Below are 23,546 nucleotides of genomic sequence, written 5' to 3' on the forward strand. Positions count from 1 at the left end.
CGCTTGTGGATTGGAGCGGGCGGCATCGGTTTCCCGGATTTCCCGGATTTCCGGATTTCCCGGATCGATTTCAGCCATGTCTAAGAATTTCGCAGTATGGCCACGTACATATACGTCTGTACTGCTAAATTCCCGCGTTTAGATGTAGCAAATCCGGGCGCAGGTCCGGGCCATTGTGCAGGAAGCGGGCTCCCAGCAAAAACAAATCACACTGGGTAGAAGGACTGGGAAACGCCGCAAATCAACCCTGCAAAATCTCAGAAAACGGCAGGAATGCTGGAGGTTCGGTGAAAAACGAACGCAAACCTCTTCACCGCAGTCAAACCGCGAAGCCGATGGGGCGTCGTTGCGCGCGGCCCTCGATTTGCGCGTGTGCACGGGCAGGCAAGCTGACAATTACCGGTCGATCCCGGACCAGCCGCGCCAGGCGCTGCCATACTGCGCCAAGCGCAATTGGCAGCTAACGGTCGAAATTAATTTGTTAAACCGGGTGCGAGCGGCACCGATGACCGCCCATTTGATTGCAGCGTGTTCTCGACATGGCAACGGTCGTCGGTGCGCCGTTCGACGTTATTGTCGTGCGTACCGGCGAAGCCGCCGACGCGAGCGCTGCCGCGAAGCTGCGCTTTCCACCATTGCTCGATCAGTCCCACGGAGATTGTTTCCAAGTTTCATGAACGGCATCCACGAGCGCTGCGGCTAGATCTTGGACATGGGTCTCGCTCATTGGGGTCGAGAGCGCGCCAGAGCAATTCGTCGTCATTAGAAAACTCCGTTCCAGCATTGCAAGGTGCACCTTTGCGAGCGCCGCCTTCTGCAACGCGCTCGGGAACGAGGTCCGGTAGTTTCGGATCACTTCGGTCTTCAGGTGGAGCCGAAAGAGGGAGCTGGCGCCGGTAACCTGCGCGGGGAGTTCGCGCCTTCTGAGTTGCTCGATGATTTCACTGCGAAGCGTTTCGCCCATCTGGTTAAGACGGGCCACGGCATCCTTTGTGTATGATTGCAGTGCCGCCAGCCCAGCTGTCATGCTGAGCGGGTTTGCGCTGAACGTGCCGCCGTGGGACACGGCTGGCTTGCCCCTGGTGTGATCGAAGACCGCCATGTACGACGCAGGCCCCGCTACGGCTCCAACGGGCAAACCTCCGCCGATGATCTTGCCCAAAGCGACCAGGTCCGGCTCAAAGCCGAAGATGTCATGGGCGCCACGGAAACCGACGCGGTAAGAAACGACCTCGTCAACCACAAGCAGGATGCCGTAGCGGTTACAGCAATCCTGGATGATCTCCCGCAAATCCGCCTCTATCGGAACCATGCCCACGCGGGGAGCAACTGGATCGAGAAGGATCGCGGCGAGGCGCTCACGGTGTGCACGGATGAGCTCTCTGCACGACTTGGGCTCGTTGTAAGGAAGGACAAGGACATCCGCGGCGGTGGAGGCGGGAGTTCCACTGGCATAGAGCACACTGTTAGGGGATGAATCGCCCCAGTTATTTGGTGCAGAATCAAGGCTCACTTCCACATAGTCATAGGCGCCGTGATATGCGCCCTCGAACTTGGCAATCATCGGGCGCCCTGTAATAGCGCGAGCGGCCTTGACAGCGAACATAACAGCCTCTGTGCCGGAGCTCGTAAAGCGGACCTGCTCAAGCTTCGGCGAACGCGTCGTGATTGCTTCCGCGAGCCTGGTCTCGCTTGTGGTCGGAAGCCCGAATGCGGTGCCGTCGTCCAGGACCTTATGCAGCGCCTCGATCACCGGCGGAAAGGCATGGCCGTGAATGAGCGAGAAGGAGTTGTTTGCGCAGTCGAAGACCTTGCTGCCGTCCGCGTCAGTGATCCAGCTGGCCGCTCCTGCCACAGCATAGGGCGGGTGGGGAGCGAAGAACTGCGCAGCACGCATGCTGCCGCCGGGCGTGATCTTTAGCGCTCGTTGAAACTCCTCGCGAGATTTTGGCCCAACGACCTCTCCCCGGTTGTGGCCCAGCCCTGAAATGCGCTGCATGTCCGAACTCCTTGTCTACCTTTGTCGAGATGGCGAGGCTCTACGAAACTTTGATGCCATTTGGCGCTGGAGCGAGTTCTGATGGAGGTGCTTGCACCATCAACACGGATCGAGAATGCTGCCTACTTTTGGCGGAATCGCAGCTCGCCGGCACCCTCGGTGCCGCAACCATCACGCGAAAATGCGGCGTCGGCACGCCGGCATCGCGGGCTAGTCTCTTGGCGATGATCTTGCGCTAGCCCATGCCGGGGCGGGCCGGATCCGGTGTACGGGATGCCCGCCGGGGCATGGCGGGAACGTGGGTGAGACCACTTCTCGCCCTGAATACCGTACGCATGTTGAAGGCGATCCCCGAGGGCCGGGCCTGCGGATGGGCGGCATAAACCACACGAGCGAAGCGAGCAGTTCTTTATCGCCGTCGCACCCCGGCGTCTGGTGGCCGCCCTCTCGCAGTACCGCCGTCATGCTTTCGACCTCGCCGCGGTGGACGACCTCCGGGCGCGGCTGAACCGATGATCATGCCGGTGTGACCATGGATCTATACGACGACTACTCGCATCAGCTACTCCCTCAGTTTTGCGCACCGTCACGTTCTGCGCGCAGTTGGTTGATCGAGAGGAACAATTCGTCTGGCCCCCCCGGCCGTTAACTGTCACGTGCAATTGACGTGCCACCGAGAGCGCGATCAAAAGGAGAAAAGCACGCATTCGTGCCACGCGGGTGGGATGCCGGGGCGTCAGTTGTGTCGGGTTTCGAACCTAAGACGTCTTCAATCGGACACGGCCGGAAACAGGAACATCTCCTGGTCTTCAAGGTGAGGCAACCAAGGAACATGGATCGGCGCCTATGCTATCCACAAACTGGATCCCTCCAGGTCGATTGCAGCCCCGCCCCTCCAATCGCAGCTCGAGAAGCTCGGCATCAACAACACTCAGCGCCGCGCAGCCTGATCGATCGGTGATGCTCATTCAAGTCAGGGCAGCGGCGGAGCTGCTTCCGGCCGAGCCCGCCATTTATGGTCGTCGGCCTGACGCTGGGGGCAAGGATGAGCCCGGCAGCCCAGTTTGCCTTCCTTCTCCCTTTCTCGGGGAGATAAATTCGGGTCGGTGAGAAAGGCCGGCGGAGCTGTTTTCGCGGGCGTGCGAAGCACCTGCCGGGTCAGTCGACCGATCCGCCGAATCGTGGCTCGCCTCTCCTCATGGGAGCCTCCCTTCCGATGGCAGAGATCGCGATCCGTTCAGGCCACATGAACTGGCTGCGCGGTCGGAAGCCGATGTCCATTGTTCAGGTTGTCACTTAATGAGAACCGCAAGCCATCGACCACGACAGTTCAAGAATTCTCCCTTTAAGTTGAGTGGAATGGTCTACCAGCCATCAGGCCGAGGCCCTATAAGCATCCCCGGACGCGGAATATACACCGACGCCTGCTGACATGCGTATCCGCAGTGTTTGAGAGGAATTCAGTATTGCCCCTGTGCCTGCCGATGGTCCGCCACCTGAAATCCGCGGACCTGTTTGGCGCCATCGATCGCCTGCCGGCGCTCGGCACGCCAGTTAGCGATCGGACATTCGAGGTCCTCAACCCGTCGAGCGGCGAAGTGCTGGCAGTACTTCCCGACATGGGTGTGGAGGAGACACGCGCTGCGATCGAAAAGGCCTACGTAGCGCAGCCTGGATGGGCGGCTCTGACCGCCCGAGAACGCAGCGACGTTCTGTGGCGATGGCATGAGCTGATCATCGACCACGCCGGTGATCTTGCCGCCATACTCACTGCAGAGATGGGCAAGCCGTTTGCCGAAGCCAAGTCGGAGGCTTCGCATGCGGCCGCATATCTGCAATGGTACGCCGAAGAAGCCAATCGCATCTATGGCGAGACGATCCCCGCACCCTCGACAGACCGTCGCATGCTGGTGATCAAGCAGCCGATCGGTGTCGTCGGCACGATTACGCCATGGAATTTCCCAGCGTCGATGGTGGCGCGCAAGATCTCGCCGGCCTTGGCGGCGGGCTGCGCGATCGTGCTCAAACCTGCTGAACAGACGCCGCTCGTGGCAGGCGCAATGTTCGCCCTCGCGCATCAAGCCGGCTTTCCAGACGGTGTCGTCAACCTGATCTATGCGTCCGAAGGTGCTGGCGTTGGACGCGAACTCTGCTCCAATCCCAAGATCCGCAAGATCAGCTTTACAGGCTCGACCGAGGTTGGCCGGCTGCTCATGCGCCAGTGCTCGGACCAGATCAAGAAGGTCAGCCTCGAGCTCGGCGGCAATGCCCCTTTCATTGTCTTTGATGACGCCGACATCGACGCTGCGGTTGACGGCGCGATCCAGGCGAAGTTCCGCAACGCCGGCCAGACTTGCGTTTCAGCGAACCGCCTTTACGTCCAATCGAGCGTTCACGATGAGTTCGTTGAGAAGTTCGTGGAGAAAGTCCGGTGCTTGTCGGTTGGCGACGGCTTCGCCCCCGGGGTGGACGTCGGACCGCTCATCGACTTGAATGCTTTGGCCAAGATCGAGTCCCACATCGCAGATGCCGTTGCTAAGGGTGGGACAATTCGATGCGGGGCCGAACGTATCGGCAAGGATGGCACCTTCTTCAAACCCACAGTCCTCACCGAAATCTCCAGCATGATGGCGGTTGCGCAAGAGGAGACTTTCGGGCCGCTGGCGCCGATCATTCGCTTCCACGAGGCGGATCAGGTTGTGCGTGAGGCCAACGACACGATCTACGGCCTCGCCGCCTATTTCTATGCCTCGAACCTGAAGCGTGTCTGGCGCGTGGCCGAGGCATTGGAATATGGCATGGTTGGCATCAACACGGGGCGTATGTCTTCGGAAGCGGCGCCCTTTGGCGGGATGAAGCAGTCCGGCATCGGGCGGGAGGGTTCCCGCCACGGGCTCGAAGACTACCTCGAAATGAAATATCTCTGCATAGGCGGAATCTGATCTCTATGTGGATGGACACCTCCGGCTCAGAATGAACCAAAGGGATGATCGAGCGCTTTGGCGAACCTGCTTGCGGCTGGTTCGGGTCGTCTATCGCGACCCCGGCCTGCGCGCCTTAAGTGTGCATCTAGGCGCCCAGTACGTTGAACCGCCTCTGCGGCGACGAGCCAAGGCGCCGGTACCTGACGGTACGTTGCTCATCCTATCCAACCGCCGCAAGCATCTCATCTGTGCGGGGCGACAGCATCAAGAAGTACCAGGAGATCCACGCCGCCGACAACTCACCCTTATATGGATATCCTGATAGGTTCGGCCGCAATCGCTCGTTTGGGCCTCATAAATGTCCCCTGGTAAACGACGTATAGCTTCTTTAGAACGGGCAGGTGCCGATCACAGTTCGGCGCCCCAATTGCCTCATTTAGCAATTTTGTCCGATCACGTTCAGATAGGGTTGAGGGGCATTTTCCAACCCACGTTTTCGGCTCGCTGTCGTGAAATTCAAACACGGGATGAGCGCCCTTTCCGACGTGCTTGAATCGACGCTCGCCCTTGTCATAGCGCTGCCCTGTTGCCTTCCCTTCTTTGCAACGCCGGCCGCTGCCATTTTCTATCTTCACTCCTGCCAAGCATCAATACCCGGCCGCCGCCCCCAAAACGAAGTGTCTCGGGCTCTGCCTCAAAAATGCCCTAAGTCGCAATACCTCCTCTTCTGTTGCCGCGGCCCCAAGCTCGGCGACTAGCAGGCTTTTGAACGGGTCAGGCTCTTCGCGAAGGGACATCGCAGGTGCCCGACTGTCACCCTGACTTGGCGGAAACGCGAAAACAAATGAACGGGTAAACCACTCGCGGTCGGCGTCAATATTCGGTACTGAATCACACCTTGGGCGCGGGAGCGACACTCGAAATCATTCGATAGGCTGTCCGACCATTGGAAAGTCCGCCAAGGCACCGGCGTGTTTGCGTCCGCGGCGCGAGACAATGCTGGATCACTGTGGTGCCGTCAATCACGATGGTTCTGCAGAGAAACGTCTCGCCAGGTGGTTCACGCGAACTAGAACGCGCGATCGTCCATCAGATGCGCTGACACAGCGAATGTGGTCAACCCAACGGTGCAGCGCGTCCGCACGGCGAGCGGTTGCGGACACTTTTTACGCCGCAACCTCCTTATTGCCGCACAAGCAATTGAGCGCCCTTCGCGCATCGCTCTGAATCGCTACAGTCGCCGGCATTCTCGCCTGGACAAGATACAGTGACACTAGACGTGCCCAGGCCGCACATCCACGAGAGACATTGAGGGATGAGATCCAATGATTATAGCGCATCTGCTCGACATGGACGGGGTCCTGGTCCGCGGCGGCCAACCGATTGCTGGCTCGGTCGACTATGTCGCCGGGCTAGTCGCCAAGGCTGAGCCGTTTCAGATCTTCACCAATAACTCGCGCTTCACGCCCGAAGATCACGCCGAGCGTCTAAGAGCGGTCGGCTTCACCGTGCAGCCAGAGCACATCTACACATCGGCGCTCGCCACTGCGCGGTTCGTGGAACTGCAAAAGCACGGATCATCTGCTTATGTCATCGGCGACCACGGTCTGGTCGACGCCTTGCGGCAGGCAGGCTGCCGGATAACGGAGTTTGCCCCCGAGTTCGTGGTCCTCGGAGACACCACTTCGTACCACTACGAGCAGATCGCAACTGGCGCCGAGCTTGTGGCAAAGGGCGCGCGCTTTCTCGCCACCAATCCGGATGCGACTGGCCCGACCGAGCGGGGCTCCCATCCGGCATGCGGTGCAGTCGCAGCACTAATCGAGAAGGCCACCGGCCGCCAGCCCTATTTCGTCGGGAAGCCGAACCCCTTCATGATGCGTAACGCGCTCGACCGGCTCGGAGTGCGAGCTGTCGATACCATCATGGTCGGTGACCGCATGGACACCGACGTGCTCGCCGGGCTGGAATCGGGCCTGAAGACAGCCCTTGTGCTTACTGGGGTCACGAAACTGGCTGACATAGAGCGGTTTCCATTCAGACCGGACCACGTGGTCGAGTGCCTTGCCGATCTGGGCCAGATCATCGTGAACCAATAAGCCGAGCGCACCTTTACACGAAGACCGAACGCTCCCTCTGCGTTCCGCATGGCGGCCGTCAACCTGGGCAATTATCGGCAGGAACAGCTGGCCGCATCCAGAAAAGAAGTGATAAGCATGACAACTTAGTCGAAGTATACCCATGTAGCCCAATGCAGGCCGGTCTTGACCTCTATGAAGCAAGAGTCTTCGACCGAAGAATCTCGCGCGCCGAAGTAGGCTAGTCCAGCGAATGGGCAGGTCGGATCGACAAGATGCGTTCACTGCGACACTCACGCCCGACACCGCCTTCGTTTCTGTCATGGCTGCGACAACGAGATGGGCGTCGTTCAACCCATTGTAGTTAGACCGATATCGTCGCCGCCTCGCTCCGGAGGCGATCCTACACGTGGACGCCGCGCAGGTTGTTAGTCGTGTACCCATAGATCTGACAGACGAGTTCGTCGAAGTCGATCTGCTCTCCCTCTCAGCGCATTAATTCCAAGGCCCGAAAGGTATGGGCGCGTTGTACATTAGGGAGGGGTTGCGCCTCGAACCGCTTTTTTTATGGTGAACAGGAGGACGGGCGACGGCGCGGGACGCTGAACAGCTAAGCAGCCGCCTGACTGGCCGTTGCCGCGGAACAGGCGGCTCGGCGGCTGAGTGTAGCGAGTGGCATCGAAGCGCTTCGAAACAACTTTGAACGGGAGTTGGCAATCCGCCTGCCGCAAGTACGTTTTAATGGGATTCAAGCACCGCGCCTTCCAAATACGTGCTCTTTGACCATCCCGTGGTGTGAGGCCGATGCGATTGTCGAGCGCCTGGCGATGCGCGGAATCTGTCTCTCCTCAGGTTCCGCCTGCCGCGCTGGCTCCACCGCTCCGTCGCATGCTCACGACGCTATGAAGATGCTAAGTCTACGCTGCGAGTGAGCCTTTCCACGTTTACTCGAAAGGCGGATCTCGAGTTGGCAATGGCCGAAATAGTCGCTGCCGTGAATACGGAGCCACAACGACCGCACTCGAAGTCTGACAATGCTTCAGCACCAGTTCGCATAGCCGGACGCGAAACATTGCGCCTCTAGTTTGAAGTTCTGAACGCGAGTACATCTGAACACGGATGCCCGGCAGGAGACTGAGCTCGCTGCCGGGCCGGGTACGCCTTGGGAGGTGGCGTAATTCAGCGACTCTCGTGGAGGTGGGAACCACTCAGTCCGCGTGTTTTGCTGAATAGCGTGCATGTACGGTGCCAGGTCAAAAAGCGCTTAAAAACACCCGAGAGTCAGGTTCCTGTACCTTGCATACTCGACATTGTCGGCCATCGGACAATACGAACGTGCCTCTTGGCATCGACGATGCCTCAACCAGAGCGCCCTCGAAGGCCGTTCGCTGCCATGTCGAGCGGGCCAATCGGTGGTGACGGGTTTAGCTCCGAACTGTTCGCCGGCTGACGCACAGGGCGGACTGTCACTCTCTTAAAGAAGGAAATCTCTGTACCCTCCATTCATGAGGGCGCGGCCACGAGAGACGGCGCGGCGAATTCGGTCGCGCAGATGATCGCGAGGATCCCTCCAGTCGGCATGGACGCGCCGTTGACCGATCAGCGCTTCGGCGAGTTCGCGATGTGACGCCCCAGCAAGTGAGCCGTCGAGCGCACGAAGAACGAAGGTTAGACGTGGACCGCGTCTTTCCGGCGGAAACAATCGGGCAGGCAGGTGTTGATTCAAACTTAGAGCATTGAGGCACTCGAGTGCCCTCAAGCGGGGCTTCGAAAGCATTGCTGGCCAGATCGCCTCAGTGCGGAGGCAAACAGGGTGCAAGATATCCGCGCCAGAGACGGCGAGCTGGAGCGTATATTCCGCATTGCGAAGAAGAACATGCTGGCCCTTGTCGGGCGCCAGCAGGACCGTCGCACGACATGGCAATGCCGAGAGCTCGAAGGGCAATGTCGCCCACGATGCAGACAGCTGTTCTGCAATGACTGGCAGCACATGGACGCAACAGAACGGAGACCAGAAAACGAGCGAATTGCGACCAAAAGACTCGGCGAAACAGAACACCCCAGCGTGACAGGTCACCCGCCGACGTGACCACGTCGAGCGAGGATCGGTGGGACAAAGTATTGGCCTTCTCGCTTGCAGCGAACACGTCACACTGGAATGCTGGATTGCGGCGTAAGAACTCCCAGGCCCATTCGCGCGGCGTCAGACCAGTGGTGTAGTCGTACGACCTTTCATCCCGCCAATCAGCCTCATCCACGCCAGTCACGAGAACTGTAGTCACGACCGTGCCCCCCTGCCCGCCCCCACGGATGTCGAAACACCGTGCCACTTGGCAAAGCGCAGGCAAAGGCACCAGAGGTCGATGGCGCGATTTCGTCGAAGCGTGTGCCATCGGCACTGTAGAGGGCAGAAGACGCGCGCAAATAGCGACCAGACCGTCGAACCCGCGCAGCGACAGCCAGGGCGGCCTGAGCACGCCAAGGGAGTCGGTTTGATGGCATTGATCGGCTCCTGCGTCGCGTTCCAAACGTTCCTTGCAGGCGCATTAGCGTGGCGGTGGGTTGCACACTGATTGTGGGTAGGTTGTCGTAGCGCGAGCGCTATAAGCTCAGTCATCGTAGGTCTCCTGGGGGAATTTTCCGCCATTGGAGGCCAAGTTTCACCCTGTGGCAGCCTGTATAGTTGTACAGGTTGAGCCGACTGTTCAGGGGAACCGCAAAAACGAACCGGCGAGGCCGCAATCGCTTCTTTTGGCGGTGCTAACGCGGGGCTTTCTTTGCCGGCGGTTTCGAGATGGAGCGCGGCCGGGCTCGGCTTGCCCCTGCTGCAGCCGATTTTCCAGGCAGACTTGCCGCCGCACTGCCCTTGTTGCGGGTATACCAATGCGGCGCGTCAGCGAGACATCGCCGATCATTGGCTGCCTCGCCGAGAGCACGCCGAGCCGGAGCTTCCCTGTCTTCTGACCCTCGTAGCTTGCATATTGAACGACGGTTCGCCAGCAGCCGAAGTCGGCCTAGCGGCCACTCCAATGTGTCCGTTGGAACGCAGCTTGCTGGCGCGATCGGCAGACTGCAAGAATGCAATCAAGGGGACGGTACAGGCCAAGATTGCTTGCAGGGCCTGGACAACCATCAGGTCGGCCAAGCGGACCCCATCGCTTTCCTCGGATCCCCGATTTTACCGCTGGCGGTGTCCAGACTCACAGGCGCAGCCGACTCGGTCACTCACGGCGTCCATCACCTCATTTGTATCTGCCAATTGAATCCAGCTGCGTGAGCGTTCCGGAGCGAAGATGTTGGAGTCAAGTCGTTGTGAACTTCACTGCTTGAGTTCTGCACGGTGTCCGAGCCGGAGGTTGATCCGGTGATTACGCTGTGCGCTTGTTGTCGGATTCACGACGATGTCGGACATGTGACACAACGCTGCCAGAGCGATCGCATTGTTCGGAAACGATTTTCCCAGTTGGCACGACAGATGCAGTCCTATGCGCAAAAGCACTGCGACGCCGCACCGACTGAAAAGAACCCACCTGATGATCACGGTTTTCGAACATGGGGGCGCAGCCGCCAACACTGAGCCTTCCAGAGCAGACGGAAGCCATTGCGCTTTCATTCGTCCGGTTGTCCGGACATGAGCGAATTCGATTTCCGCCCAACACTGAATGCACCCGACGATGACCCCCATCTTTGGCTTGAAGATGTAGAAGGCGAACGGGCACTTGCGTGGACGGCGGGCCAGTCGGCAAAGACCCTGAAGCACTTCGGTGGGACGCAGTTCGAGCGCGACAGGGCGGCGCTGACAGCGGAATTCGACCGCCCCGACAGGATTCCCCTGGTCACGCGCCGCGGTCAGTACCTCTACAATTTCTGGCGAGATGCCAGAAATCCGCGCGGACTGTGGCGCCGGACCACGCTTTCCGTCTACATGAACGCGGATCCCCAGTGGGAGCTACTGATCGATCTGGACTCCCTCGCGGGTAGCGACGGAGAGGACTGGATCTGGGGCGGCGCGTCGATCGAGCCGGAGAGACGGGAAAGAGCCGTTCTGCGCCTCTCGCGCGGCGGCAGCGATGCAGTCGTGCATCGCGAATTCGACTTCAGCTCTCTGAGCTTTGTCGCCGACGGTTTCAATCTTCCCGAGGCCAAGGGCGACATTGATTGGCTCGACCCCAACACTCTTCTGCTTTCCAGTGCGCTTGGTGATGGTATGGCCACGCGCTGCGGCTACGCACGCACCGTGCGACTGTGGAAGCGTGGCGCAAATCCCCTCACCGCGCCGGTAATCTTCGAGACCGGCTCCGAAACCTTGGGTGTGTTTTGCCATCTGGACCGTACCGCCGAGAGCGAGCGCCTGTGGTTCGTCGAGCAGCTGGCCTGGCTCGAGAAGAAAGTCCGCATTGGTGATAGAAGCGGGCCGAAGATTGAGATCGACCTTCCTCAGGACGCCAGGTGGGATAACTTCGGCGATTGGCTGGCGATAAAGCCGCGCAAAGCATGGACCGTTGCCGGGACGACCTATAGCGCCGACGCGCTGATCGGCATCTCGCTTTCCGCTTTTCTGGCCGGCGAACGTCGTTTTAGTACCCTGTTTGAACCAGCCGAGAGGCGCTGTCTGCAGTCATTCTTCTGGAATGACGGGAAGCTCATTATCGATTACCTGGCGAACCTTGCTCCAAGGTTCGAGGTGTTCACCCCGAGCCCGCAGGAATGGACGCGCCGAGCCCTGGACACCGTGCCCGCGCAAGGGGCTGTTCACCTCTGGTCCCTCGATGCGGAAGATCACGAGACCAATGGAGAGGTCCTGGTTTGCGCTCAGGATCCGATCACGCCGCCGCGGCTTTTCCTATTCGATCTCAACGCCGCGCCGCCTCTCAGCGCTTCAGTTATCCTGAAACGTAACCCGGAGACTTTCGACGCATCCGGACTGGTGGTCACGCGCCACGAGGCAGTGTCGATCGATGGTGAGATGATCCCCTATACGCAGGTCGGTCCGGCTGATGGGAACGGAGATGCCCCGGTTCACCTTTCCGCATATGGCGGGTTCGGCATATCGCTCCTGCCCTACTACAACTCCTCGCTCGGCAAGCTGTGGCTCGAGCGCGGCGGCACGTGTGTGGTGGCGAACATCCGCGGCGGCGGCGAGTTCGGCACCCGCTGGTACGATGCCGGGCGCAGGGAGGGCAAGCGTCTCGCCCATGACGATTTCGCCGCCGTTGCCGCCGACCTCGTGCGAAGGGGCATTACGCTGCCGAGGCGGATTGCCGCCGAGGGGGGCTCAAATGGCGGTCTACTGATCGCCAACATGCTTACCCGCTATCCTGAGTATTTCGGCGCGCTGTTCTGCAGGGTTCCGCTTGTCGACATGCGCCGCTACACCAAGCTCCTGGCAGGCGCGAGCTGGATCGACGAATATGGCGATCCCGACAAGGCTGACGATTGGGTTTTCCTGAAGGAAATCTCCGCCTATCACGCCGCGACGCCCGGACAGCCCTATCCGCCTATCCTGCTCGCGACCACGAAGCGGGACGACCGCGTCCATCCGGGCCACGCGCGCAAGATGGCGGCAAAGCTGCAGGCCCTTGGCTATCCCGCGTACTTCTACGAGCCCGGCGCGGGCGGCCACGGCTACGGCAAGGACAATCGGGAGCGCGCTGCATTCATCAGTCTTGGCATCCACTTCCTTCGCAGCGCGATCGGCTGGCACGCCGATAGCTTTCATAGACGACCGGGAGCTCGAGAAAGGCGGGCGTCGAATGAGTGAGTAGAGGTCGAGGACTGCGACAAGGTGCAAATAATGCGAGCACGGTTTGCGCAAATGCGCGCCCCGCACGCTGTCGATATCAATCAATACTGCAGGACTATTGCAGTCTACCATTTCTGAAGAGCAAGGAGAAATATCATGGCAACAAATCGAGTGAAGGTGGCGCGGGGAGTAACAGCGGCCGTCGTCTTGGTGCTGCTGGCACAGCCGGCTATCGCGACTCCAAAAGCCCCCTGCGCCTCTCCGCCTCGGGGACATAATTCGGGCTACGTTAATACGATGCCTATCCCGCTTACTTCTACGGACCAGCGCAGGCGGGCACAGCTACGGCAAGGACAATCCGAGCGGGCCGTATTCATTGCCTTGGCGACAATTTCCTTGGCAGCGCGATCGGCTCGCACGCCGATAGCGTTCATTGGCGACCGGCAGATCAACAAGGGCGAACTTCGACGAAGTGAGTACAGGCCTAACAATGCGCGCAGAATTTGCAAATAATTCGCGCCAGTATTCTGTTGATATCAATCAACACAGCAGGACTATTCAAAGTGAAGTCTAACGAGCAAGGAAACAACATTATGGCAACAAAGCGAATGAACGTGTTGCGGGGACTCACAGCGGCCGTCGTCCTGTTGCTGGTAGGACAGCAGGCGGCCGCGGCAGACCTTGCAGAACCGTGCGACCCGGATGAGGGTGCCTTGTTCAGGGAATGGCCAAGCCCTTGGCAGATCCGCCTGCGCGCGTTGGGGGTTATCACTGAGGATTCGGGCTACGTTAACGCGGTGCCCGGCTCCGGTCTTTCCTATTCGAACACCGTAACGCCGGAACTCGATATTTCGTATTTCTTCACGGACAATGTCGCAGCCGAGCTTATCCTCGGCACCACCTATGCCAACATCACAGGCCAAGGCTCGATCGGCGGGCTGGGGAATATCGGCAAGGTTTGGCTGCTGCCGCCCACGCTGACATTGCAGTACCACTTTACCGATTTCGGCGCCTTCAAGCCCTATGTCGGCGCCGGCGTGAACTATACGATCTTCTATCATCAGCAAGCCGGCAGCGCCGATGATCTCAAGGTCAAGAACACGTTCGGCACCGCGCTGCAGGTCGGGTTCGACTACATGGTCGACCAGCACTGGGGCGTCAACTTCGACGTGAAGAAGCTTTTCCTTAAGCCAGACTTCGACGTCACCGTGGCCGGCACGAAGCAGACGGGGAAGGCGGAGCTCGACCCCTGGCTGATTGGCGCAGGCGTCACGTACCATTTCTGACGCCGGCGAAGTCGGCTTACGCGCAGCCCGAGTCGAATGAAGGGCGCCTCGTGCGCCCTTTTGCCGTCGGCCCGACGGTCCACTTTTGTCAACCGACATACACCCAAGGTCATGTGACTTGGGATTGTCCGAGCTGTCGGATATGCGACGTTAAAGTCGTTCACCCGACACAGACAGTCCGATCGATTGCCATGATCTAAAAGGATCTCCTTTGGGGCGCATATTGCATCGTTCATCCGGACACGGATCAACGGACTGACGACAGCCATGCAGAGAATGTCCATAGCCAACACTTTGTGCCGGGCCCAATTCCGGCCCTTCCAGGTACAGAGAAAGGAAGGGAGTGTGATTGCAAGCGTCATCGGGCTTTGAACATTCCATCATTGTGGACATGGAAAATACCCTGCTGGCTCGGCGCCAACTCTTCAGTCTGGTTCACCCGGCCAGTTCCTGGATATCGGCGTAGGCGACGGGTCATGTTGACTGCCGTCTCGGCCGCACCGCGTGCTGACTCCTTCGAGCAACGCTCAACGCCGCTGCACACCGGCGATCAAAAGCCAGATCCAACAATGCGTCTCCCGAAAACCGAAGAGGTGAACAGATATGGTCAAGATCGGCGCTTCGGCGCTCTCGTTATTAACTGAAGAGGCATCGGGATCGGCAACCGCTGGGGCGCTGTCCAACGGTTCAAACGGTGCACATCCACCGCTAGCGCTGAGCGATTTGGAGCGGGCACTGGCGATCAACGATCGCTATCGCGGGCTCACCGTGAATGTTCCCGAGGGGCCGTTCTGGCTGACTGGAGCCAACACGTTCGTATACCGCCGGACTATCCACGGCGAGCAGCAGTTTATGCGGGTCGATGCTGCCACGGGTTTGAAACGGGCCGCCTTCGACCATGCCCGTCTGGCGGCGGCGCTAAATGAAGCGAGCCATAAGAGCTATCAGGCCGGCGATCTTCCCTTCGAGCGTTTCGAATTGACCGAGGATGGTCGCAGGCTCGACTTCCTGATTGAGCAGGTCCGGTGGAGCTGCGACGTTGCAAGCTATGTTTGCACCAGCACAAACTCGGATGTGGACGCGCCGGACTTTCAGCTCCGCCACGTCTACACCCCCCCGGCTAAGAATAACCCCGACCAGAGGAGCGTCTCGCCCGACGGCAAATGGATCGTCTCTATAAAGAACTGCAATGTTTTGCTGCGCAGCAAGGACGGATTGCAGGATGTTGCGCTGAGCCGGGATGGGTCAGAGGGCAATTACTACGTCCTTTCGACACTGAGTTGGTCGCCGGACTCGCGCCATCTCGCGGCCTACCGCGTTCGCCCCGGCTACAAGCGGGTGGTCCCCTACCTCAATTCGTCGACGGACCGGTTGCAGCGCGAATATTCGGCAATGGTCTATCCCAAGCCGGGCGATGTCCTTCCGCTGCCCCAGCCGGTCCTGTTCGAGATTGCCAGCCAGCGCCAGATCGTGATCGACAACGCCCTGTTCTCCAACCCCTTCAAACTTTCCGCTCTCCAATGGTGGGCAGACGGTCGCGGCTTCACTTTCGAATATAACCAGCGCGGGCATCAGCTCTATCGGCTGGTCGAGGTAGACGCCGCCACGGGCCGCGCACGCTCGCTGATCGAAGAGACCAGCACGACCTTCGTTGATTACCGGCCGCTGGTGATGAACCAGTACCGTACCGGGAAAATCTTTCGTTACGATGTCGACGACGGGAAGGAGATCATCTGGGCGTCCGAGCGCGACGGGCACGAGCACCTGTACCTGTTCGACGGCCAGACGGGCGCGCTCAAGAACCAGATCACCAGCGGTGAGTGGGTGGTCCGCGCGGTCAACCATGTCGATCCGGTCAAGCGCCAGATCTGGTTCGAGGCGAGCGGGAGGAACCCGGGGGAGGACCCCTATTTCGTCCATGCGTACCGCATCGGCTTCGACGGTGAGGGGCTGACTGAGCTCACGCCCGAGCCGGCCAACCACCATGTCGAGTTCTCTCCCGACGGCCGCTACTATGTCGATCTCTGGTCACGCATCGATCTGCCGCCCCGCATGATGCTCTACCGCGCCAGCGACGATGTCACACTCATGGAGGTGGAGACCGCCGACATGTCCGAGCTCGTCGCCGCCGGCTGGCAGCCGCCACTCAGCTTCCACGCCAAGGGGCGCGACGGCAAGACTGATATTTGGGGCGTGATCCACCTGCCCGCCAATTTCGATCCGAAGAAGAAGTACCCGGTGGTGGAGAAAATCTATGCCGGGCCCCAGGGCTCCGGCGTCCCGAAATCCTTCTCAACGCGGACAGAGCCGCTCACGCAGCTGGGCTTCGTCGTTGTGCAGATCGATGGCATGGGTACCAACAACCGCTCGCGCGCCTTTCATGACGTTGCCTGGAAAAATCTGAAGGACGCAGGCTTTCCCGATCGCATTCTATGGCACAAGGCGGCCGCCGCGAGGTATCCGTGGTACGATATCTCCAATGTCGGCATTTTCGGCGGGTCCGCAGGCGGCCAGAACGCGGTGGGCGCGCTGCTCTTCCATCCCGAATTCTATAAGGTCGCGGTCGCCAACAGCGGCTGCTACGACAACCGGATATACAGGATCAGGTGGAGCGAACAGTGGATGGGGTGGCCAGTCGGCATTGAATATTCCCAATCCTCCGCTATCGACAATGCTTACAGGCTGCGGGGCAAGCTGATGATCGTCGTGGGCGAAATGGACCGCAATGTCGACCCGTCCTCCTCGCTGCAGCTTGCCGACCGACTCATCAAGGCGGGAAAAGATTTCGACATGGTCTATGTGCCTGGTGCCGATCACAACGTGCCAGGCATCTACACTGAGCGCAAACTCCTGGACTTCTTCGTGCGCAACATTCTTGGTCAGACCCCACCCGACTGGAACGCTAAACGAACATAGCTGCAAAAGAGCAATCGTCACGATGATGCTTCGGCAGCTTCTGCCTATAGCAATCCTCGTGCCCGTTTTGTTGGCTGTGATCGAGGCGGCGAGCGAGCGGAGAACCGCTCGAGGGGGCCTGCGCCGATTCCTGCGCAACGGGCCTTAGCAAGACGGAAACGGGAACGTTCCGACGCTCGACGGCCGCAAAGCGGGAATTGAGGACATGGGCGCCCCGCCTCTGCCTGCCTTTGCCTTCGCTCGCCAATAGCGGCTTTCCCCGGAAGCGGGTGGTGGGCGGCGAGTTGCGACCGGAAGGGCCGCCATCCAGGCGGACCGCATCCGAAGGACCGAAACGAAGAGAAGGACCCGAAGCGAGAGCGAAGGGTTGCGGGATGACGCGGCGGCCTAGAAGGGAGTGCCGCCTACCCTGCTCCGCCGGGGGGCCAAAGAAGAGCTGCGCCCGCCCTTGCCCGCGCCAGGGCGGGAGCGGAATGGCTGAGACGCCTGAGATTGCCGAAGAAAACCGGGGCTGGTCCGCCCGGCAACCGTGGCTCCGCGCGGCGCGAGGGCGCCCGCTACGTCCGGAGGCTCAACAGAATTTCGCACGGATCAGCGTCAAGCACCGCAGTTAGGTCGAGAAACTCAATGACATCGAGACGCCGCTCTCCACCCTCATACTTGGCCACGAAGGATTGCGGCCGACCAAGTTTCTCAGCCACCTGCGCCTGGGTCAGGCCTTTGGCCTTGCGCAGCGATATCAACTGGGCCAGAAACCTCTGGTGGCGGGCAGATCGAAGTGACTTGGGCATGTAGGCGAACCGGTCAGGTAAAGACCGGCTCAGCCACTAATCCCGGTTCCGGATTATCCCATTTTGGGATATGCTGTCTTGAATCCAGCGTTCAACATGCGAGGTTCGCGGCAGATATGGATCCATCAACGGGAACAGACGGGACTCAAAGCTCAACACTGCGCGATGAGGTCCCATGGTCAGACAGCATCACGGGCTACGACAGGCAACATTCCACCATTTACCTGCGCATCCTGGACGCCTGCGCCGACAATGCGAGTGTAGAGGAAATGGCCGAGCTCATTCTCGGTATCGACCCCGTCCTTGAACCGGTGCGCGCCCGCAAGGCTGTTCGCAGCCATATCGATCGGGCGAACTGGATGGTGACGACCGGCTACAAGGAACTGTTCGGCGGCTGACGCACGGCTGGAAATGTCACCTTTTTAGGGCAAGGAACTCACGACAGTCCCCCTTCCTGAGCGCACGGCCGGAGAGACGCGCCGAATGCGGTCGCTGAGGTGATCGCCAGGATCCGTCCAGTCGGCGTGGACCCGACTTCTCCGATCAGCACTTCAGCGAATCTCGCGATGTGAAGGTCCGGCGAGCGATCCGTCGATGTCCCGAAGAACGACATTCAATCGAGCACTTTTTGGCGGAAGGCAGCACAAAGGGCATTGAGCCACTCGAGCGCGCATAGGCGACGCTTGAATGCCGCCGCGCAGGTGAAGCTAACTTGTCATGAACTGAAACCCGAACGGGCCAGGCGCCCAATTGCCTGCCGGGTGGTCGTCAGCCCAAGCTTCCGGCGACCCTCGATGAGGCTGATCTCCGCGGCGCCCTGGCCGATGTCGCCTCTGGACTCAATCTGCTCACTTTTGCCTACCTCTCCGTGCCCCCGCGGTCTGATGGCAAACCCACGCTGATCTCGAATTATCCGGCGCCATGGACAGCACGTTATCTTGAGAATCGGTATCAGAGCGTCGACCCCGTTATTGTGCGTGCACGCGGTGGCGGATGCCCGTTTCGTTGGGAATCCGATCGTTCGTTCGCCGCAAACTGTCCGCCGATCGAATGATCGATGGTGTCTTGCTAACGCCGCGGGAATACGAGTGCCTGCAGTGGGCAGTCCGATTGCGAGATCGACTGCATCCTGGGGGTTACGCTACGCACCGCCGCCTTTCATCTGGGCAACGCTTTTCTGAAAGCCGTTGCAAGAATCTTTCAAAGACAATTTGCAACCTCGCGGTGATACAGCGCCTGAAAAATGGCGCTATGTGCTGTCATGCCCGCCGAAATGTCGCAAACCGACACACCCACACGGGCGGGGCCTTGGTTGTTGCCGGTGATGGCGCATAAACCTGTTTCAGCTTGTACGATGAGATCATAAGCCTTCAGCCCTGTGTTCCCGAATCCAGAGATGTCGCAGGTGATCAGCCGCGGATATTGTCGACGGAGATCAGCAGACCCGAAACCCAATTTTTCGATACTGCATGGCTTCAAAGACGTCGAAAGCTGCAATGAGGGTGTTGAGGATCTCGCGGTCCGCGTCCGATCTCAGGTCTAGACAGACCGACTCCTTGGAGCCAGACGAAGTAAGCGCTCTGTCCCCGCACCAATCTGTCGTAGGGTGTACTCGCCGTTCGGCGCGGGCTGTCGGGTTCGCGCCTAATATTGGTCTTTACGTCACCTTCGCCGTTCCTGAAAGCAGATGGGGTGGATGGCTCCCGCTCTCGGCATCACTGTGCCACAGTGGGTTTGCTGTCAGGCAACCCGAGCTAAGGAGCCTTCCGCCATGCAGATTACCACCGTGGGCCTTGATCTGGCCAAGCGCAATTTTCAAATTCACGCCGTCGACGCGTCTGGAGACGTTGTTGTTCGTAAGGCACTGCGCCGATCCCAAGTTCTGCCGTTCTTCACCAGTTGCCGCCCTGCCTGATCGGCATGGAGGCGTGCGGCACATCGCATCATTGGGCTCGAGAGTTGACGGAACTCGGCCATGAAGTCCGCCTGATGCCACCGTCCTACGTGAAGCCCTATGTGAAGCGCGGAAAGAATGATGCGGTGAACGCGGAAGCGATTTGCGAAGCGGTGACACGCCCGACCATGCCCTCCCTCGGTGGCTGAAAGCAATTCCTCGGCGGGTCGTTCTGCGGCTCTGGCGCTGTCCATCAATTCCCTCATCCCAGCCGCTGAAATTTCACCTTTCATCACACGCGCCACAGCTTGGGCCTGCCGAGCCTCCTTCGCTTGCTTTGGGCTTCTTTCAGCCCATTGATGATTGACGGAAATCATGCGCAAAGCATAAGGTCCGATGCTAGCGGCATATAGATTCCATTGCCTTGAACAGATAGGCCGAGGTTGCCACGCGGACCCAAATCACGGGCGTTGGCAAGGCAGACTGGATTGTCCCCGAGATAGAAGCTCCGCCCGGCGCGGGTTCCGCAAGAACAAAATCTTTCGCAGCGATGATTTGTGCGTATTCTCCTAGCTCCCCTGGATGCTGAGAAGATGGTCTCGCTTATGCCACAAGACTCTGGCGTCCCGTTCTCCGCGGTCATGCCGCAACCGGCGACATCATCGCCCCGATCCGGGACACAACGGGGGTGAACTCCCGTCTCGACGACGCGGCGTCGCCGCCGTTGCAAAGGCGATCGTCGCCATCCGCTCGTAGTTCATGCCCAAGCGGGTCAAAGCGACCCGCATCTGACTTCTGCCTCTGTCAAGCAAGGACAGCCGTGCGGTGCTCGTGACATTTACGTTGCAAACACTGGAGTACCGATTCGGGCGAACGATCGGCGCTCCGGCGCTTGCTTGCCGCGTTGCGGCAAGCAGGTTTGATACCAACCGCCCTTCCGATTGAGCGCATGGAGTACGACCAGATTGTTGATGTGTTCGCGGCTTACCTCACGAATGAGAGAGGGCTCGCCGCCTCGACGGTGGATCGAAATGCCGACAGAGCTTCCCAACTGTCGCATATACTGAGTCCCGGGCAGCCGTATACCAGCGATTTCATAGGTCTTTTGGAGCCGGGAACATTCGCGGATCAGCGCACCCAGATCGTCTGTATCAATACGGATTGTCTCGACGACTTTCGCTCCAAATTGTCGTAGCGACTTGGATTGTCAGAAAGGGTAATTGGCTGGAGACCAAGACGCTGAGCAGCCTGGACGTAGAGCAAACCCGAGCCCATTTTCGAGCCTCCAAGTAGGATCAGCGCTCTTTCCATTGGCCCCCTTCTGTGCGTGCCGTGCGGCGGTCTGAAGGATTCCCGGCATCTTTGCAGCCGCGCTTGACCGCAGACCTTGCCCGCAGGCTTCCAACGATTTTCGGCGTGAAGAATCTACGAATCTTATTTTCGAGTTTTGTTGCAACGAAAGGGTTTGTGTGCGTCTTTGCAACGAGCCGCTCCAGCGCGGCGATCGGGCCTGTATTGGGTAGACGTCGCGTTGCTTCGGCCTCGAGCCTGCCAAGAAACTGGGCCGGCCAAGGCGGTCAATTCGTTAGCAGGAGAACCTAAAGGTACAATGCCGGCCTTTCAATCTGCCACTATGCGGTTCCTTCGCCAAGCTGTGCCAGCTTGGCCGAACCGCAGCACAGGCAGGTTGACGGTGCGGCGATGATGGCGCGCTCACGCCGACGAGGTGCCATTGTCCGAGGCCTTCGGGTCCGGGCTGCTCCTCCTATCATCTACCTCATGAACGGGGATTTGAATCACCAGCGAACGCCGTGGTCACATCACAACGTATCATCGATCACAGGGCGCGCTCCAGCCTTGGTCTGGGCGGTCGATTTCGGGCGAGCTATTGATCGTTTCGACCGATATCACTCGCCCCGTCGTCGCCGACGTGATCGCGGCCTGCATGAGAGCGAGACTGCCAATATTGTCACGCCCCAGGCTGGCGAACGGTGCGACGGTGCCGATCTCGACGGCGCGCGCGAAGGTCGCCAAGCTTTCTCTACGTCCGAACGATGCCGTCGCGGGAAGGTCGATCGGCACTACGGGGTGGCCGCGCTTTCGAATCCTGACGTGATCGCCGTCCAATGTGACATCCCGGTCACCGCGGCAGGTCCAGATGATCTCGCCCTCGGCGCATTCCAAATGCCACTCGCCGCCATACGGCGTCTCCACTCCACCACTAAGCCAATTGCCGCGATAGGTGACGACGGTGCCTCGACCGAAGATGATCGTCGCAGCCGCTGCGGGCGGCTCACTGAACGAACTCCCTTCCGGCTGCCACGCGGTACAATATACCTGCCGGGGCTCCTGCCCGAGCACCATACGCATCAGGTCAAAGTGGTGGATACCAAGATCCTCAAGAAGGGGCTGTCGTAGGGCATAAAAAGGTTCATCGGCCGGCGTACAGTTCAGGAACCGTCGGAATTCGATGTGGACTGCGCCTACCGGTCCGAGTACTTGCTCTCTGACAAGCCGGGCAGCACTGATGGCTGCAGGAAAGAAGCGGAAGTTCTGGCTGACCATAAGTGTTAGGTGGTAACGGTCCGCCAAATCAGCAAGGCGCTCCGCCTCGACGATCGTAGACACAAACGGCTTCTCCACCAATACGTGCTTACCGGCCTCCAGAGCAAGTTCAACGAGAGAAGCATGGGCCCGGACGTGCGCCGTAACCAAGACGGCGTCGGCACCGACACTCGAGAGCGCTGCCTCCAAAGTTGGGAAGCACCGGTCCGGGGGAGCCCCGAGCCGAAGCTTCACTCGCTGCAGCGCCTCAGGATTCGGGTCGACCCAACTTACCGCCTCGACTTCGGGCACATGAGGTATGACCGTCTCAGCCCAGTCTGCACCCCATTCACCAAGCCCAACCTGAATTATCCTAGTTGGCATGCTACCACCTCCTATTTAGACTAGACGAACCGCGGATGTCGCTTCAATAGGGCGGTCCGCAAGATGCATGGCATCTGACGAAGGGCACGAAGTGTGCACGTGGACGGGTCGAGGAGCAGCCGGCGTTGCGGACCAAAATGTCACTCTACTGGAGTGTACGACAACCTTTCAGCTGCAAGACGCCACATCATTCGGATTGGCCATTTACCACTCACGAAGTTGGCCTCGCCGCCCTACGAGACAGGTGATTGAGCCCTTCATATCCAACGCCTTCATCAAGGCCCACAACCAACTAGCCTTCGCTTCAGCGACAGCCTGCCAGCAAGCCGCCCAACGTTCCCGACTCAACCTGTAATCTCGGCGTTGATCAAGGTTAAACTTCGACAATACATTGAACGTACTTTTACGTCATAGTGTTCCCAGCTAGTGAAGTGAGCGTGCCACAGGAGCGGGGTTATGTATAGTAAATGTTATGTAAAATATTTCTTGCTATCCTTCAAAACTGCATCGATCAAGAACTGGCTGATGCGGCGGGCATGCTACCACCTCCACTTCACACGAACCTCGGCTTCATGAACCAAGTCGACGCTGGTTTGCGGAATTGACCCGCAAGCAATTACGGCGCGGCGTTGGCCTTGCCGAGCAGTTCCAAATGCTTGCCGCGTGATTGGCCTCGTGTCAGACTCTCTCTACATTCCCATTCAGCCGTTGCAACAAAACCCCCGATGATCGTCCCGATCACCGGCAGCGCGCGGTCAACAACGGCGAGCCGATGAGGCTGACGGCTTTGGCGGGAGCAGGCATCGCGCGGCTGGCGCGCTGCATGTCGAGCCAGACGTTGTCGCTGGGCGGCTTGTGCCGCTGCTGGAAGAATTCAATCACGGCGAGCGATTACGGCTTCGGCACGAAAGGCGCCGGACGCCGGCCAGCCGCCTGGCGCTCGAGCATCCAGCCCGGATATTCGGATGGCAGCGCGCTGACTTCGTC

The 23,546-nt window shown here is 59.5% G+C and carries 13 protein-coding genes and 4 pseudogenes; 8 read left to right on the forward strand and 9 right to left on the reverse strand.

The genetic code is table 11. The features are described 5' to 3' along the window. Nucleotides 1-473: 473 nt before the first annotated feature. Together AC0L2R_RS31250 and AC0L2R_RS31255 are read right to left on the reverse strand one after the other, a co-directional pair. Nucleotides 474-653: a hypothetical protein gene (locus AC0L2R_RS31250; RefSeq protein WP_473513485.1), complete on the reverse strand. Its 180-nt coding sequence runs from the start codon at nucleotides 651-653 to the stop codon at nucleotides 474-476. After that, nucleotides 644-1,999: an aspartate aminotransferase family protein gene (locus AC0L2R_RS31255; protein ID WP_473513486.1), complete on the reverse strand. Its 1,356-nt coding sequence runs from the start codon at nucleotides 1,997-1,999 to the stop codon at nucleotides 644-646. The genes AC0L2R_RS31250 and AC0L2R_RS31255 overlap by 10 nt, the downstream gene beginning before the upstream one ends. A gap of 1,466 nt (nucleotides 2,000-3,465) precedes the next feature. Between AC0L2R_RS31255 and AC0L2R_RS31260 the strand changes: the two genes are divergently transcribed. Both AC0L2R_RS31260 and AC0L2R_RS31265 read left to right on the forward strand, forming a co-directional pair. Continuing rightward, nucleotides 3,466-4,941 (forward strand): NAD-dependent succinate-semialdehyde dehydrogenase, encoded by a 1,476-nt coding sequence (locus AC0L2R_RS31260; RefSeq protein WP_473513488.1) that lies wholly within the window; start codon nucleotides 3,466-3,468, stop codon nucleotides 4,939-4,941. Nucleotides 4,942-6,248: 1,307 nt separating this feature from the next. Next, nucleotides 6,249-7,022, forward strand: a complete 774-nt coding sequence (locus AC0L2R_RS31265) for an HAD-IIA family hydrolase (RefSeq protein ID WP_473513489.1) — start codon at nucleotides 6,249-6,251, stop codon at nucleotides 7,020-7,022. Nucleotides 7,023-8,475: 1,453 nt separating this feature from the next. Here AC0L2R_RS31265 and AC0L2R_RS31270 read toward each other — a convergent pair. Together AC0L2R_RS31270 and AC0L2R_RS31275 are read right to left on the reverse strand one after the other, a co-directional pair. After that, the gene (locus AC0L2R_RS31270; protein WP_244602886.1) at nucleotides 8,476-8,778 is read right to left on the reverse strand and encodes a DUF2285 domain-containing protein; all 303 of its coding nucleotides are present in this window, start codon (nucleotides 8,776-8,778) and stop codon (nucleotides 8,476-8,478) included. Nucleotides 8,779-8,794: 16 nt separating this feature from the next. Beyond that, a complete protein-coding gene (locus AC0L2R_RS31275; RefSeq protein WP_473513509.1) occupies nucleotides 8,795-9,394 on the reverse strand; it encodes a transcriptional regulator domain-containing protein in 600 nt (199 codons plus the stop codon). Between the two features lie 1,238 nt (nucleotides 9,395-10,632). Here AC0L2R_RS31275 and AC0L2R_RS31280 point away from each other — a divergent pair. The 3 genes from AC0L2R_RS31280 to AC0L2R_RS31290 all read left to right on the forward strand — a co-directional run bounded on the left by AC0L2R_RS31280 (nucleotide 10,633) and on the right by AC0L2R_RS31290 (nucleotide 16,946). Beyond that, nucleotides 10,633-12,762: a prolyl oligopeptidase family serine peptidase gene (locus tag AC0L2R_RS31280; RefSeq protein WP_473513491.1), complete on the forward strand. Its 2,130-nt coding sequence runs from the start codon at nucleotides 10,633-10,635 to the stop codon at nucleotides 12,760-12,762. A gap of 590 nt (nucleotides 12,763-13,352) precedes the next feature. Further along, the gene (locus AC0L2R_RS31285) at nucleotides 13,353-14,030 is read left to right on the forward strand and encodes an OmpW/AlkL family protein (RefSeq protein WP_473492074.1); all 678 of its coding nucleotides are present in this window, start codon (nucleotides 13,353-13,355) and stop codon (nucleotides 14,028-14,030) included. Between the two features lie 603 nt (nucleotides 14,031-14,633). After that, a complete protein-coding gene (locus tag AC0L2R_RS31290; RefSeq protein ID WP_473513493.1) occupies nucleotides 14,634-16,946 on the forward strand; it encodes a S9 family peptidase in 2,313 nt (770 codons plus the stop codon). Nucleotides 16,947-17,503: 557 nt separating this feature from the next. Here the strand turns inward: AC0L2R_RS31290 and AC0L2R_RS31295 are convergent. Beyond that, nucleotides 17,504-17,737, reverse strand: coding sequence for a helix-turn-helix domain-containing protein (locus AC0L2R_RS31295; RefSeq protein WP_473513495.1), 234 nt, complete (start codon nucleotides 17,735-17,737; stop codon nucleotides 17,504-17,506). 116 nt (nucleotides 17,738-17,853) lie between these two features. Between AC0L2R_RS31295 and AC0L2R_RS31300 the strand changes: the two genes are divergently transcribed. Together AC0L2R_RS31300 and AC0L2R_RS31305 are read left to right on the forward strand one after the other, a co-directional pair. After that, nucleotides 17,854-18,135: a DNA -binding domain-containing protein gene (locus AC0L2R_RS31300; protein WP_473513497.1), complete on the forward strand. Its 282-nt coding sequence runs from the start codon at nucleotides 17,854-17,856 to the stop codon at nucleotides 18,133-18,135. Between the two features lie 356 nt (nucleotides 18,136-18,491). Continuing rightward, nucleotides 18,492-18,965, forward strand: a pseudogene (locus AC0L2R_RS31305) (autoinducer binding domain-containing protein). On the opposite strand, the pseudogene AC0L2R_RS31310 reads toward AC0L2R_RS31305, so the two are convergent. After that, nucleotides 18,953-19,341: pseudogene (locus AC0L2R_RS31310) on the reverse strand (CoA transferase); the annotation flags it as partial. The pseudogenes AC0L2R_RS31305 and AC0L2R_RS31310 sit on opposite strands and share 13 nt — an antisense overlap. A gap of 167 nt (nucleotides 19,342-19,508) precedes the next feature. Between AC0L2R_RS31310 and AC0L2R_RS31315 the strand changes: the two are divergent. Beyond that, nucleotides 19,509-19,822 (forward strand): annotated as a pseudogene (locus AC0L2R_RS31315) (IS110 family transposase); the annotation flags it as partial. Between the two features lie 828 nt (nucleotides 19,823-20,650). Here AC0L2R_RS31315 and AC0L2R_RS31320 read toward each other — a convergent pair. The 3 genes and pseudogenes from AC0L2R_RS31320 to AC0L2R_RS31330 form a co-directional block, all read right to left on the reverse strand. Next, nucleotides 20,651-20,942 (reverse strand): annotated as a pseudogene (locus AC0L2R_RS31320) (ATP-grasp domain-containing protein); the annotation flags it as partial. A 519-nt stretch (nucleotides 20,943-21,461) separates the two neighbouring features. Continuing rightward, the gene (locus AC0L2R_RS31325; RefSeq protein WP_473513499.1) at nucleotides 21,462-22,559 is read right to left on the reverse strand and encodes a Gfo/Idh/MocA family protein; all 1,098 of its coding nucleotides are present in this window, start codon (nucleotides 22,557-22,559) and stop codon (nucleotides 21,462-21,464) included. Nucleotides 22,560-23,297: 738 nt separating this feature from the next. Continuing rightward, complete coding sequence (locus AC0L2R_RS31330) at nucleotides 23,298-23,441, reverse strand: hypothetical protein (RefSeq protein WP_473513500.1); 144 nt, start codon at nucleotides 23,439-23,441, stop codon at nucleotides 23,298-23,300. Nucleotides 23,442-23,546: the final 105 nt, after the last annotated feature.

The organism is Mesorhizobium sp. WSM4820 (assembly GCF_055811075.1).